Annotated in this window: 15 protein-coding genes and 1 tRNA gene; 7 read left to right on the forward strand and 9 right to left on the reverse strand. The window is 58.9% G+C overall.

Annotated elements, in window-relative coordinates; genetic code table 11:
- Nucleotides 1–31: 31 nt before the first annotated feature.
- A complete protein-coding gene (gene yfcF, locus CRO23_RS02935) occupies nucleotides 32–667 on the reverse strand; it encodes a glutathione transferase (protein ID WP_097101357.1) in 636 nt (211 codons plus the stop codon).
- A 171-nt stretch (nucleotides 668–838) separates the two neighbouring features.
- Here yfcF and CRO23_RS02940 point away from each other — a divergent pair, with 171 nt between their 5' ends.
- A complete protein-coding gene (locus CRO23_RS02940; protein ID WP_097101359.1) occupies nucleotides 839–1,555 on the forward strand; it encodes an HPP family protein in 717 nt (238 codons plus the stop codon).
- On the opposite strand, the gene aac(6') is transcribed toward CRO23_RS02940, so the two are convergent.
- The 3 genes from aac(6') to CRO23_RS02955 form a co-directional block, all read right to left on the reverse strand.
- Nucleotides 1,556–1,996, reverse strand: a complete 441-nt coding sequence (gene aac(6') / locus CRO23_RS02945) for an aminoglycoside 6'-N-acetyltransferase (RefSeq protein ID WP_097101361.1) — start codon at nucleotides 1,994–1,996, stop codon at nucleotides 1,556–1,558.
- A 138-nt stretch (nucleotides 1,997–2,134) separates the two neighbouring features.
- Nucleotides 2,135–3,037, reverse strand: a complete 903-nt coding sequence (locus CRO23_RS02950; protein WP_097101363.1) for a pirin family protein — start codon at nucleotides 3,035–3,037, stop codon at nucleotides 2,135–2,137.
- A gap of 148 nt (nucleotides 3,038–3,185) precedes the next feature.
- A complete protein-coding gene (locus CRO23_RS02955; RefSeq protein WP_015379138.1) occupies nucleotides 3,186–3,794 on the reverse strand; it encodes an FMN-dependent NADH-azoreductase in 609 nt (202 codons plus the stop codon).
- Between the two features lie 96 nt (nucleotides 3,795–3,890).
- On the opposite strand from CRO23_RS02955, the gene CRO23_RS02960 reads away from it, so the two are divergent.
- Nucleotides 3,891–4,295 carry a winged helix-turn-helix transcriptional regulator gene (locus CRO23_RS02960; RefSeq protein ID WP_097101365.1) on the forward strand — a complete coding sequence of 135 codons (405 nt, stop codon included), beginning with the start codon at nucleotides 3,891–3,893 and terminating at the stop codon, nucleotides 4,293–4,295.
- 113 nt (nucleotides 4,296–4,408) lie between these two features.
- Here CRO23_RS02960 and CRO23_RS02965 read toward each other — a convergent pair.
- Nucleotides 4,409–4,484 (reverse strand) — tRNA-Ile (locus CRO23_RS02965).
- A gap of 146 nt (nucleotides 4,485–4,630) precedes the next feature.
- Between CRO23_RS02965 and mug the strand changes: the two genes are divergently transcribed.
- Entirely contained in the window at nucleotides 4,631–5,119 is a 489-nt protein-coding gene (gene mug / locus CRO23_RS02970; RefSeq protein WP_097101367.1) for a G/U mismatch-specific DNA glycosylase, read from the forward strand.
- A gap of 17 nt (nucleotides 5,120–5,136) precedes the next feature.
- Complete coding sequence (locus CRO23_RS02975) at nucleotides 5,137–5,589, forward strand: nuclear transport factor 2 family protein (protein WP_079451628.1); 453 nt, start codon at nucleotides 5,137–5,139, stop codon at nucleotides 5,587–5,589.
- 55 nt (nucleotides 5,590–5,644) lie between these two features.
- Here the strand turns inward: CRO23_RS02975 and rpoD are convergent, their stop codons facing one another.
- The 3 genes from rpoD to rpsU all read right to left on the reverse strand — a co-directional run bounded on the left by rpoD (nucleotide 5,645) and on the right by rpsU (nucleotide 9,744).
- The gene (gene rpoD, locus CRO23_RS02980; protein WP_097101369.1) at nucleotides 5,645–7,486 is read right to left on the reverse strand and encodes an RNA polymerase sigma factor RpoD; all 1,842 of its coding nucleotides are present in this window, start codon (nucleotides 7,484–7,486) and stop codon (nucleotides 5,645–5,647) included.
- A gap of 157 nt (nucleotides 7,487–7,643) precedes the next feature.
- Entirely contained in the window at nucleotides 7,644–9,392 is a 1,749-nt protein-coding gene (gene dnaG / locus CRO23_RS02985) for a DNA primase (protein ID WP_079451629.1), read from the reverse strand.
- A gap of 136 nt (nucleotides 9,393–9,528) precedes the next feature.
- Entirely contained in the window at nucleotides 9,529–9,744 is a 216-nt protein-coding gene (gene rpsU, locus CRO23_RS02990; protein WP_001144069.1) for a 30S ribosomal protein S21, read from the reverse strand.
- Nucleotides 9,745–10,069: 325 nt separating this feature from the next.
- Between rpsU and tsaD the strand changes: the two genes are divergently transcribed.
- The gene (gene tsaD, locus CRO23_RS02995; RefSeq protein WP_048325519.1) at nucleotides 10,070–11,083 is read left to right on the forward strand and encodes a tRNA (adenosine(37)-N6)-threonylcarbamoyltransferase complex transferase subunit TsaD; all 1,014 of its coding nucleotides are present in this window, start codon (nucleotides 10,070–10,072) and stop codon (nucleotides 11,081–11,083) included.
- A 30-nt stretch (nucleotides 11,084–11,113) separates the two neighbouring features.
- On the opposite strand, the gene plsY is transcribed toward tsaD, so the two are convergent.
- Nucleotides 11,114–11,758: a glycerol-3-phosphate 1-O-acyltransferase PlsY gene (gene plsY / locus CRO23_RS03000; protein WP_028127591.1), complete on the reverse strand. Its 645-nt coding sequence runs from the start codon at nucleotides 11,756–11,758 to the stop codon at nucleotides 11,114–11,116.
- Between the two features lie 107 nt (nucleotides 11,759–11,865).
- Between plsY and folB the strand changes: the two genes are divergently transcribed.
- Both folB and bacA read left to right on the forward strand, forming a co-directional pair.
- Entirely contained in the window at nucleotides 11,866–12,225 is a 360-nt protein-coding gene (gene folB / locus CRO23_RS03005; RefSeq protein ID WP_015379095.1) for a bifunctional dihydroneopterin aldolase/7,8-dihydroneopterin epimerase, read from the forward strand.
- A gap of 133 nt (nucleotides 12,226–12,358) precedes the next feature.
- A complete protein-coding gene (gene bacA / locus CRO23_RS03010; protein ID WP_016930155.1) occupies nucleotides 12,359–13,183 on the forward strand; it encodes an undecaprenyl-diphosphate phosphatase in 825 nt (274 codons plus the stop codon).
- Nucleotides 13,184–13,202 lie beyond the last annotated feature (19 nt).

A 13,202-nucleotide genomic window follows, 5' to 3' on the forward strand; every position in this document is an offset into this window, starting at 1 on the left:
ACGGCGGCGTCGTGGCCGCCGATTTTTTTCCTCAGTCGCGCCGTTTTTCCGACAACGCCAGCCAGGCCTGCACCGACGGGCGCTGCCACTGCTTGTGCGCATAGTGGCGCACGCGCTCCGGCACCGGATCGCCGTGCATCACCAGCCGGTTGAGCATCAGCGCCAGATCGGTGTCGGCGATGCACCACTCCCTGAACAGATTGTCCTGCCCGTGGCTCAGCAGCCTTTCCACGGCGGCGATCAGCTTGCGCGCGGCCTCCTGCGCGGCTTCGGACAGCGGCGGGAACTTGCCGTTGTTGAACACCACTTCGGTCGAACGCTCGGCGCGGATCGGCAGCAGATCGCTGCGCAGCCAGGCCTGGATCTCGCGTGCCTTGGCGCGCAGCTTCACGTCGCGCGGGTACACGGCGTGGGCCGGGTGGATGTCTTCCAGGTATTCGGCGATCGCCGAAGACTCCGACAGCTGGAACTCGCCGATCGCCAGCGTCGGCACCCGGCGAGTGAGGGACAGCGCCGCGTAGGCCGCCTCTTTGTTCTCTTCTTTCGCCAGATCCACCGGTTTCACGGTGAACGGAATGCCTTTTTCCGTCAGCACGACAAAGGCGGACATGGCGTACGGGCTGAAAAATTCACTGTCGGTATAAAGCTCGGTGATCGGTTGAGACATCGGCGTTTCCTCGGGGTTAAGGGGGGAACATTCATCATTGTTGAGGGGAGGCTAAAAATCAATCTGTTAGCCTAAAAGTTCTTGGACGGCGCGGTTTACGGCGCCGTGAGTTCCTTCAGGATGATGTGATATATTTGTTGCCAACACGTGAATTGAGCCGTATTGGGTAACATGAAGACGCAGTGGATAGAACGGGTGAAAGTGGGATGCGCGCGCCTGTGGCCGCACCCGCTGGCGGTGGGCAAACGAGAGATGCTGATTTCCAGCGTCGGCGCCGGTTTGGGGCTGATGCTCGCCGGCTGGATCAGCCACTTTATTTTGGGCGAGGTGAACCTGTGGTTTATCGCGCCGATGGGCGCTTCGGCGGTGCTGCTGTTCGGCGTGCCCAACAGCCCGTTGGCGCAGCCTTGGTCGATCGTCGGCGGCAATGCGCTGGCGGCGACGGTGGGCGTCAGCGCCGGTCTGCTGATCCCCGATCCCGGCCTGGCCTGCGGCGCGGCGGCGGCGGTGGCCATCGGCCTGATGTTCAAGCTGCGCTGCCTGCATCCACCCGGCGGCGCGGTGGCGCTGACCGCTATCCTCGGCGGCCCCGGCATTCACCAGATGGGCTACCACTTTGTGCTGTACCCGGTGCTGCTGAACTCGGTGCTGCTGGCGGCGCTGGCCATTCTGTTCAATAACCTGGCCGGGCGGCGCTACCCGCACGCGCTGGCGCCGGCGGAGGCCAAACCGGCCAATCTGCCGATCGATGCCGTTTCCATCACCCGTGCCGAGCTGCACGAGGCGCTGATGGAGGGAGATCTGTTCGATATCGACGAGGACGATCTGCAGGAGATCCTGCTGCGCGCCGAGCAGCTGGCGCATCAGCGGCAAAGCAAGATTGCCTGATCAGCCCAGCGTTTTGCGGTAAAACACCACCCGTTCCGTTTCGGCAAAGCCCAGCGCCGCATGCAGGCGTTGGGAGTCCAGGTTGGCGATGTCGGTATCCGACGCCAGCTCGCTGCACCCCTGTTGCTTCGCCCACTCCTGCACCTGCGCGATCAGGCGCGCGGCCCAGCCCTGGCGACGGGCGCATTCGACGGTGTAAATCCCTTCCAAAAACGCCACCGGCGACGATTCGCAGCCGTTGACGTAATCGTGGCGCAGCGCGACCTCGGCAAAGCCAACGAAAGCGCCGTCCAGCCCCCGCGCCATAAACGCGGTGTGGTGCGGCGAAGCCAATATTTCGCGCATCTCCGCGCGGTGCTCTTCCAACGGACAAGTGGGCCACAGCGCTGAGCGCAGCGCCAGCCAGGCGTCGAGGTTGTCGTGGTCGCAGTTGACGATCATGCAGGGGCCTTATCTGATGGCAGAGAAGTGATGGGGAATAATATCACGTTGCATCGTCAGTGAGCGGCCGGACATGCCGGCACGCGTGATTGGCGCATCCTGGATTTATCGCCACAGATGGCGACCACACCGTCAACGTCATCGAAAGACGGGGATCGTGCCTGAAGCCGTCCGTCGCTCGCCGGCCTCTTTAAGTCTGCGCCCCAGTTCGGCGATGCGGCGTTCACCGGCTTCCAACGCGGGTGCTGAGGTATGTACCGAATAGGCGCCGAGGTGCAGCGGGTGCGGGTGAGGCACGGCTGAGCCGAGAACGAATACGGCATCTTCATTGCCGGATGCTTCAAGTGCAATGGGCATTTCCCCCGGTTCGAAGACCACCATTTCGCCCGTGTCGACAGGAGCGCCGGCGCTGAGACGGCCTTTGGCCAGTGCGATCCAGCCGACAGAATGATGCGCTGGCGGCCGATAAGTCCAGCGTTCGCCCGGTTTGAGTGTGATGAGCAAGTAATTGATGCCTTCCTGCGCGGGCACCGGGCTTTGCACGCCTTCATGGTTGCCAATGATGATATGCGCCGGCCCGATTTGGCGCATGTTCCGGGCTTCGATATAACGGCTTTCCTGTTCACCGTTTTCCAGTTCGGCGGGCAAGGCCAGCCAGAGCTGGAATCCCTGGATGCGCGGCGTATCCGTGGCGGACAATTCTTTGCCGTGCCACATGCCGCCGCCCGCCCGCGCCCACTCCACCGCGCCATAGCCGAGCGTCCCGACAGCGCCGCTGGCGGGATCTTCGTAATGAAAAGCGCCTTCGAGCGGTACGGTCACGGTGGCTATGCCTGAATGCGGATGCAGCGGCATGTTGGCCAGCATTGCCATGGTGCGCTGATCCGCATCGAACAGATCGAGGAATACGAAGGGTTTAAGCACCTGACCCAGGTCGGAAGGGCTCATCAGCCGGGTGATCGGGCCGTGGCCTTGGCCTCGGGTGCGTTGTGTAATACGCCGCGGGTTGGGCGCGAGTGGCGAGGTTAACGTGGTGTTCATGATTGAATCTCCAGTTTACAAATCCGGCGCGAACGAATTCCGGGGAACGCGGCACAGCCATAGGATTGAGCGGTATTGCATCGCCGGTGGCCAGCCCAAAAAAGGGACTGGCCGCGAGCCTGCTATCGCTGTGCCGAACAGGCCCCGATTAAGCGGTCAGGCCGTCAATCTGAGCCGCCGCTGCATCGATGGCGACAGTGCGGTTTTCCGGGCTGAGTGCCAGTCCCTCTGCTCGAATGAAGGTGATGTCCGTAATGCCAAGGAAGCCGAAGAAACTGCGCAGATAGGTTTCCTGATGGTCCAGGAAGGCCAGTGGCGTGCCTTCGCCGTACAGGCCACCGCGGGTGGAAGCAACGATAACGCGTTTCCCCTTGGCGAGGCCTTCAGCGCCGTTTTCCGTATAGCGGAAAGTTCTGCCTGGCACTGCAAGTCGGTCAAGCCAGGCGCGCAGCTGAGTCGGCAACGTAAAGTTATACATAGGCGCACCGACGATAATGACATCGGCGGCAAGGAAGTCGTCGACGAGTTTGGCGTTGCGGGCTACGGCCTGTTTGACGTGCTCGTCTTGCGGCTCCACACCCTGCAGAGCCAGAAATTCGGCGCTGGAAAGGTGGTTAATCGGGTCGGCGGCGAGATCGGTGTGGATGATCCTGGCGTCTGGCTTAGCTGCAGACAGCTGTTTGGCGATCGCCGCCGTGAGCTGGCGGCTAACCGACTGTTCGTTGAGAATGCTGGAATCGATATGAAGCAGTGTCATGGTGAAATCCTTAGGTATAAAATGGTAACCAGGGATAACAATATAACCATGCCCTAAAATGGCAGACAATAAGGCACATTAGGAGAACCCGGTATCATGAATGTGACTGATCAACCTCGAGATTTAAGACATGCCGACTGCCAAAAGATCAGCCAGGTATTGGCGCGCGTTGGTGAGAAGTGGAGTGTCCTGATCATTATGCTCTTGGCGAACGGGCCACGCCGATTCACTGAAATAAAGCGTACAATCAATGGAATATCTCAGCGGATGCTGACGCTGTGCCTGCGCAATATGGAACGAGATGGGTTAGTCAAGCGGACAGTTATTGCCGTCATGCCGCCGCACGTCGAATATGAATTGACGCTGCTCGGTTGCTCATTGACCGTACCCGTCATCGCGCTGGGAACCTGGGCGAATGAACATATTGCCGATATTGATGCGGCGAGAACTGCATTCGACGCGCAAAATAGCGAGGCCGGTGAGGATGTTAATTCACGCTAGAGGCGGCAGGGGGGCGAATGAAATTTGCGTTCTGTTGCAAAAGAGGCGAACGCCTGGTTGCGCCGCAGAAAAAACTAAAGGGGCTACGCTGTTAACGTAACCCCTTGATAATTTGGTGGCCCCTGTTGGGTTTGAACCAACGACCAAGCGATTATGAGTCGCCTGCTCTAACCACTGAGCTAAGGGGCCAAGCCGCGAGATTATAGGGAATCCTTAAGCATCGGTCTACTGTTACCCGCCCGTATGTTGCTTTTCTGCGCAGTTCTAGCCTGTTGTAATTGCTGGCGGATTTTGCGATAACCGCAGTAAATCCCTGCAATGGACTCACGACACTCATGGAACTTCTGGCGCCCAATCTGCGGGTGGTGTTTTGCGGCATCAACCCCGGCCTTTCTTCCGCCCATCAGGGCTATCCTTTTGCCAACGGCAGCAACCGTTTCTGGAAGGTGATCCATCAGGCCGGCTTTACCGAGCGCCAGCTGGCGCCGGAGCAGTGGCAGCAGCTGAAGGACAACGGCTGCGGCATTACCGCGCTGGTGGCGCGCCCGACGGTGGCGGCCAGCGAGCTGTCGCGCGACGAGTTGCGCAGCGGCGGTGAGGCGCTGCAAGAGAAGATCCTGCGCTATCAGCCGCGCGCGCTGGCGATCTTGGGCAAACAGGCATTCACCACCGCCTTCGGGGTGAAAAACGCGCCCTGGGGCAAGCAGGCGATGATGCTGGGAGAAACCGAGGTCTGGGTATTGCCCAACCCCAGCGGATTGAATCGCGCCACGCTGGAGCAACTGACCGCCAGCTATCGCGAGCTGTTCCTGGCGCTGCAATGAGATAAGGGGAGTGTGCGATGACATCGATGATGAAAGGCTGTTTGATGGCGCTGCTGTTGGTGACCGGCGCCGCACAGGCGGGGCATTCGCCGCAGGAAGCGCGCAACAAGCAGAACGTGCTGGAGTTTTATCGGCAGGGGCTGAACAACAAGGATTTTGCGGCGGCGCGGCCGTTTTTGGGCGAACAATACAAACAGCATAACCCCAATGCCAAAGACGGCGTGGCGGGTTTTCGTCAATTTGTCGAGCTGCTGAAAACGCGCTACCCCAACTCGCACAGTGAAGTTAAACAGGCGTTCGTCGACGGCGACTTCGTGATTTTGCATGTGGAAGTCAGCGGGCGCGAGGCCGGTAAAACCGCGGCGATCGTCGATATCTTCCGTCTGGACAGCGCCGGAAAGATCGTTGAACACTGGGACGTGACGCAGCCGGTGCCGGAGAAAACTGCCAGCGGCAACGGCATGTTCTGAGGCATAAAAAAACCCCGGCAGGCCGGGGTTTTTGTTTTGGGTGCGGCAGCCGGACTTAGTCGTCCAGGAAGCTGCGCAGCACTTCGGAGCGGCTAGGGTGACGCAGCTTGCGCAGCGCCTTGGCTTCGATCTGACGAATACGCTCACGGGTAACGTCAAACTGCTTGCCTACCTCTTCCAGCGTGTGATCGGTGTTCATGTCGATGCCGAAACGCATGCGCAGCACTTTCGCTTCGCGCGCGGTCAGGCCGGCCAGCACGTCGTGGGTGGCGGAACGCAGGCTTTCCGAGGTCGCGGAATCCAGCGGCAGCTCGAGGGTGGTATCCTCGATGAAGTCGCCCAGATGCGAATCTTCGTCGTCGCCGATCGGCGTTTCCATCGAGATTGGCTCTTTGGCGATCTTCAGCACTTTGCGGATCTTGTCTTCCGGCATCAGCATGCGCTCGGCCAGCTCTTCCGGCGTCGGCTCGCGGCCCATCTCTTGCAGCATCTGGCGCGAAATACGGTTGAGCTTGTTGATGGTCTCAATCATATGCACCGGAATACGGATGGTGCGCGCCTGGTCGGCGATGGAGCGGGTGATAGCCTGACGGATCCACCAGGTGGCGTACGTCGAGAACTTGTAGCCGCGGCGGTATTCGAACTTGTCTACCGCTTTCATCAGGCCGATGTTGCCTTCCTGGATCAGATCCAGGAACTGCAGGCCGCGGTTGGTGTATTTCTTGGCGATAGAAATAACCAGACGCAGGTTGGCCTCAACCATCTCTTTCTTCGCGCGGCGGGCTTTCGCTTCACCGATCGACATGCGACGATTGATGTCTTTGACCTGCTCGATGGTCAGGCCGGTCTCTTCTTCGATCTGACGCAGTTTCTGCAGGCTGCGCTGCACGTCGTCAGCAACGTCTTTCAGCTTTTCCGACCATGGCTTGGCCATCGCCAGCGCGGCTTCAAACCAGGAATCGCTGGTTTCGTTGCCGGCGAACAGGGTGACGAAGTTTTTCTTCGGCATTTTGCACTGTTCAACGCACAGCTTCATGATGATGCGTTCCTGGGTGCGAACGCGGTCCATCATGGTGCGCATGCTGTTGACCAGGAAGTCGAACTGTTTCGGCACCAGGCGGAACTGCTTGAACACTTCAGACAGCTTCAGGATCTCGTCCGCGGCGCTGGCGTGGCTGCGGCCGTTTTTCTTGATCACCAAACGCGTCGCTTCATACTGATCGCGCAACTCGGCGAACTTCTGACGCGCCAGCTCAGGATCGATGCTGTTATCGTCTTCGGTGTCGTCGTCTTCGTCGTCTTCATCTTCTTCGTCGTCGTCTTGCTCTTCGCTCGACAGTTCAGAACCGATGTGGGTCGCGGTGGGGGCGATGTCCTCTTCCGCGTTAGGATCGACGAAGCCGGTGATCAGATCGGACAGGCGCGCTTCACCCGCTTCGACGCGATCGTACTGCTCAAGCAGGTAGGTGATGGCTTCCGGGTATTCGGCAACCGAGCACTGTACCTGGTTGATGCCGTCTTCGATGCGCTTGGCGATGTCGATTTCGCCTTCGCGCGTCAGCAGTTCGACGGTGCCCATTTCGCGCATGTACATGCGCACCGGGTCGGTGGTGCGGCCGATTTCGGATTCCACGCTGGACAGAACCTGTGCGGCGGCTTCTTCCGCATCTTCGTCCGTGCTGTTCGAGTTTTCGGCGAGCAGCAGGTCATCGGCGTCCGGTGCTTCTTCCATCACCTGGATGCCCATGTCGTTAATCATCTGGATGATGTCTTCGATCTGATCGGAGTCGACGATATCTTCCGGCAGATGGTCATTGACCTCAGCATAGGTCAGATAGCCTTGCTCCTTACCACGGGTGACAAGTAGCTTCAGCTGTGACTGCGGGTTTTGCTCCATAAGACGGTATCCACACTTCAGAGTATTTAGGTTGGTGTCGGTCGGCGAAACCGCCAACAATAGCATTTGGGGCGTTTTCGTTATCGCCGCGGCCCACTATGGCGGCACTGTGCAGGGCTCTGCCCTCGCAATTATCGGCACTTAAGCCGTTTGGTATTCAGTTTTTCTTCGCTAAAACCTGGTTGAGAGAACGGACTTCTTCACGTTCCTCCGCGCTCAGACCGCGCGTTCTGGCCTGGGCGATCAGCGTTTCCAGCCGTTGCTCGAGCACCGAGTCGTACAGGCTGGCCAACGTATCCAAAAAGGTCTGTTCGACCATGTCCTCAACGATCATATGGTTCCATGTCGCCAAGGTTTCAAGCTGCTGGCTGAATTTGTTGTCGCGATACAGCTCCAGCAATTGCCCGGTCGTCAGGCCCGGCTGCGCCAAACAGGTCTGCACCAGTTCGACGAACAGCGGCAATCCCGCCTGTTTGGTCTGCTCCAACCCTTCCAGCGAAGGGATAAGTGTAGCCAACTGCGGATTTTGCACCAGTAACCCTATCAGTATACGCATGGTTGTGCGTTTTAGCTGGGGCGCCTGATAAGGATTCGCATTTTCAGCCTGCTTGGGCATCAGCTTGTCGAGCTGGCTGTCGTCCAGCAGCCCCAGCTTGTTGCCGAGCTCCTGGCGCAGGTACAAGCGCAACGTTTCGCCCGGCACCTGAGTAATCAGCGGCAGCGCCAGCGTGCTCAGCTTGGCGCGCCCGTCCGGGCTGCTCAGATCCACCTGCGGCAGCAGGCTTTCGAACAGGAACGTGGACAGCGGCTGCGCCTGCTCCATTCGTTGTTCGAAGGCTTCTTTGCCTTCCTTGCGCACCAGCGTGTCCGGGTCTTCGCCGTCGGGCAAAAACATGAACCGCAGCTGGCGCCCGTCGTTCAGGTATGGCAGCGCGGTTTCCAGCGCCCGCCAGGCCGCTTCGCGGCCGGCGCGGTCGCCGTCGTAACAGCAGACGACGTTGTCGGTGGCGCGGAACAACAGCTGAATGTGTTCCGCCGTCGTCGAGGTGCCGAGCGAGGCGACGGCATAGTCGATGCCGTATTGCGCCAACGCCACCACGTCCATATACCCTTCCACCACCAGCAGCCGCTGCAGGTTAGGGTGGTTCTGCTGTGCTTCATACAGGCCGTACAGCTGGCGGCCCTTATGGAAAACTTCGGTTTCCGGCGAGTTCAGGTACTTCGGCATACCGTCGCCCAGGACGCGGCCGCCGAAGGCGATCACGCGCCCGCGCTTGTCGCGGATGGGGAACATCACCCGTTCGCGGAAACGGTCGTACGAACGCCCCTGATCGTTAGTCACCAGCATGCCGGCATCGTTCAATGCGCGGCGCGAGTCGGCGTCGCGGCCGAAACGCTTCAGGGCGTTGTCCCATCCCGCCGGCGCGAAGCCGATGGCGAAATGGCGAATAACGTCGTCACTCAATCCGCGCTGCTGCAAATAGCTGCGCGCCGGCGCCCCGGAGGACTGCTGCAGTGACTGTTGATAGAACGCGCTGAGCTGTTCCATCAGTTGGTACAGGCTCTGGCGCTGATGGCGCTCGATCTGGGTTGGCCCGGTGCCCGCTTCGTAAGGCACTTCCAGCCCGTGCATGGTCGCCAGTTCTTCGATGGTTTCGACAAACTCGAGTCGGTCGTAATTCATCAAAAAGTCGACGGCGTTGCCGTGCGCACCACACCCAAAACAGTGATAAAACTGCTTTTCGCCATTAACGGTAAAGGAAGGCGTCTTTTCGTGGTGGAACGGACAGCACGCGTGATAGTTCTTGCCTTGCTTCTTGAGCTTCACGCGGGCGTCGATCAAATCGACGATGTCGGTGCGAGCCAGCAAGTCATTGATAAATACGCGCGGAATTCGTCCAGCCATAAGCCCTTACTTCATTAGCCTATAAACGAGAACAAGCCGCGCATTCCTTTCGGAAAGCACGGCCTTCGTATGCAACTACTCGGTCTGCGCGATTTTGAAAATCAGAAATTCACGCGGTGGGGTTGCCCCCGAAGAATTAATACAGACGAGTGCGGCGTGCGTTTTCGCGAGCCAGTTTCTTCGCGTGACGTTTCACAGCAGAAGCTTTAGCGCGTTTACGTTCGGTAGTTGGTTTTTCATAAAACTCACGACGACGAACTTCAGCTAAAACACCCGCTTTTTCGCAAGAGCGTTTGAAACGACGCAGAGCAACGTCAAATGGCTCGTTTTCACGTACTTTAATTACCGGCATGTGCCTCTCACCTCAATAAAATTCGGTTTGCTGCTGGCCAAGCGCCAGCCTTTTCAAAATGGTGCGGAATTTTACTCCAATGGATGCTGCTTTGTAAAGCATCACAGCAAATTGAAACCCGCGTCGCTCTGCCGCAACGTGCGCAATTTTGCACCGGGCGCTGATTATAGACTAATCAGAAAAAAATGCTCGTGTTTAATCGCTCGGGCATTTTCTGGATGAATCATCGACATAGGCGCAAGCCGGTGACAAGATGCGCCGCATCGGCGGTAAATGCGGCGGAATGTGGTAGACTGGCGGCCGCACGTGAATGATGGGAAATGTAATGCGAGTACTGGGTATAGAAACGTCCTGCGATGAAACCGGAATTGCAGTGTATGACGATCAAACCGGTTTGTTGGCCAACCAATTATACAGCCAGGTGAAGCTGCACGCCGACTACGGCGGCGTGGTGCCGGAACTGGCCTCCCGCGATCACGTGCGCAAAACCGTGCCGCTGATTCAGGCGGCGCTGAAAGAGGCCAATCTGACCCCGGCCGATATCGACGGCGTGGCTTACACCGCCGGGCCGGGCCTGGTGGGGGCGCTGCTGGTCGGCGCTACCGTGGGGCGTGCGCTGGCGTTCGCCTGGAACGTGCCGGCGGTGCCGGTGCACCACATGGAAGGCCACCTGCTGGCGCCGATGCTGGAAGATAACCCGCCGGCGTTCCCGTTCGTCGCGCTGCTGGTCTCCGGCGGCCACACTCAGCTGATCAGCGTCACCGGCATCGGTGAATATGAACTGCTGGGCGAGTCGATCGACGATGCCGCCGGCGAAGCGTTCGACAAAACCGCCAAGCTGCTCGGCCTGGATTATCCCGGCGGGCCGATGCTGTCGAAGATGGCGCAGCAGGGCACGGCGGGGCGTTTTACCTTTCCGCGGCCGATGACCGATCGTCCGGGGTTGGACTTCAGCTTCTCCGGGCTGAAAACCTTTGCCGCCAACACCATTCGCTCCAACGGCAACGACGATCAGACGCGTGCCGACATCGCCCGCGCCTTCGAGGATGCGGTGGTGGATACGCTGGCGATAAAATGCAAACGCGCGTTGGATCAGACCGGCTTCAAACGCCTGGTGATGGCCGGTGGCGTGAGCGCCAACCGCACGCTGCGCGCCAAACTGGCGGAGATGATGCACAAGCGCGGCGGGGAAGTGTTCTATGCCCGCCCGGAATTTTGCACCGACAACGGCGCGATGATCGCCTATGCCGGCATGGTGCGCCTGAAGAGCGGCGCCAACCCGGCGCTGAGCGTTTCCGTGCGGCCGCGCTGGCCGCTGGCGGAACTGCCTGCGGTATAAAACAAAGGGCCGGATTATCCGGCCCTTCTGTTATTCTTCTCTCGGCTGGTCGCCGTTATCCTCATCCGCGTCGTTTTTCTTCTTGCGGAACTTGCCCCAGATCTTGCCTTCCTGGCCGCGCCACAGGCGCTGAATATTGTCGTGATGCCGCATCAGGATCAGGCAGGAGAGCATCGCTACCGGGAAGGTGAACTGCGGTTTGAACCACCAGACGTAGAACGGGGCGATCAACGCGCTGACGATGGCGCCGAGCGAAGAGTAGCCGCTGAGCAGCACCGTCAACAGCCAGGTGCCGGTCATCAGGCCGGTCAGATCCCAGCCGATAGGCGCGATGGCGCCAAACGCCGTCGCCACGCCTTTACCGCCGCGGAAGTGGAAGAACACCGGATAGATGTGCCCCAGGCAGGCGGCGATCGCCGTCAGGCCGAGATACAGCGGCGGCACATCGAGTTTGTAGGCCAGCCAGACCGGCAGCATCCCTTTCAGAATATCGAACACCAGCACCGCCGCCGCCGCCAGCCGGCCGCCGATGCGCAGGACGTTGGTCGCCCCGGGGTTTCCTGAGCCATGTTCACGCGGATCCGGCAGCCTGGCGATCCGGCAAACCAGGATCGCGCTGGAAATCGAGCCGCACAGATACGCGAAGATAATCATGCCAAGCGCGGTAGCACTCATAACGCGGTTCCGTTTAATAATGGTCGTTTTACTCGCAACATCTATGGATAATACGCACATTCCGCTGGAAGTGGTATCCGGCAAGGCCAAAAACAGAGAATGACGTGATGGATATCGTATTTATTGAAGAGCTTACCGTAATTACCACCATTGGCGTTTATGAGTGGGAACAGGGCATTCGTCAGAAGCTGGTGTTCGATATCGAAATGGGCTGGGATAACCGGCCGGCCGCCGCCAGCGACGATGTAAATGACTGTCTGAGCTATGCCGATGTCAGCGACGCCGTGATCCAGCATGTTGAGTCGAACCGCTTCGCGCTGGTGGAGCGCGTGGCGGAGGAAATATCCGAAATTTTGCTTCAGCGCTTCAATTCCCCGTGGGTCCGTATTAAGGTCAGCAAACCGGGCGCTGTAGCACATGCCAATCGGGTCGGCGTGATCATTGAGCGCGGCACTCGTCCAGCATGATTTTATGTCATCTGCTTGCAACGAAAGACCGTTAAACTGGTCTTAATCCTGAGAATTGTTTTAGCGGCATTGTCTTTTAAGCACTGCCGCTTTTTTATGTGATGGCCGTTATTTTATGGGGTGAGCGAAGCACATGGCTGACATGCATTCACTGTTTATTGCGTTTGTTCTTGGGGTTGTCGAAGGGTTAACCGAATTTCTGCCGGTGTCTTCCACCGGGCATATGATTATCGTTGGCGAGTGGCTGGGTTTTACCGGCGACAAAGCCAAAACCTTTGAAGTCATCATCCAACTGGGGTCGATCCTGGCCGTGGTGGTGATGTTCTGGCGCCGGTTGTTCGGCCTGATCGGCATCCATTTCGGCGGCAAGCCAGTGGAGCACGAGGGCAAAACCAGCGGCCAACTGAAGCTGGGGCATATCCTGCTGGCGATGATCCCGGCGGTGGTGCTGGGTCTGGTATTCCACGATGTAATTAAATCGCTGTTCGCGCCGAAAAACGTGATGTACGCGTTGGTCGTCGGCGGCCTGCTGTTGCTGGCGGCGGAATGGCTGAAGCCGAAGAAACCGAGAGCGGAAGGGCTGGATGACATCACCTACCGCCAGGCGTTCATGATTGGCTGCTTCCAGTGCCTGGCGCTGTGGCCGGGTTTCTCCCGTTCGGGTTCCACTATCGCCGGCGGTATGCTGGTGGGCGTAAACCGTTATGCGGCGTCCGAGTTCTCCTTCATCCTGGCGGTGCCGATGATGATTGGCGCCAGCGGTCTGGATCTGTACAAGAGCCTGCACTTCTTGACCTGGAGCGATCTGCCGATGTTCGCCGTCGGTTTCGTTACTGCCTTCGTGGTGGCGCTGATTGCGATCAAGACCTTCCTGTCGCTGATCAAACGCATCTCGTTCGTGCCGTTCGCCATCTACCGCTTTATCGTGGCGGCCGTGGTTTACATGGTATTCCTGTAAGCACGATGGCAAGTAAAAA

Origin of the sequence: Serratia sp. JKS296, assembly GCF_900215445.1 — a bacterium.
Lineage (GTDB): Bacteria > Pseudomonadota > Gammaproteobacteria > Enterobacterales > Enterobacteriaceae > Serratia > Serratia marcescens.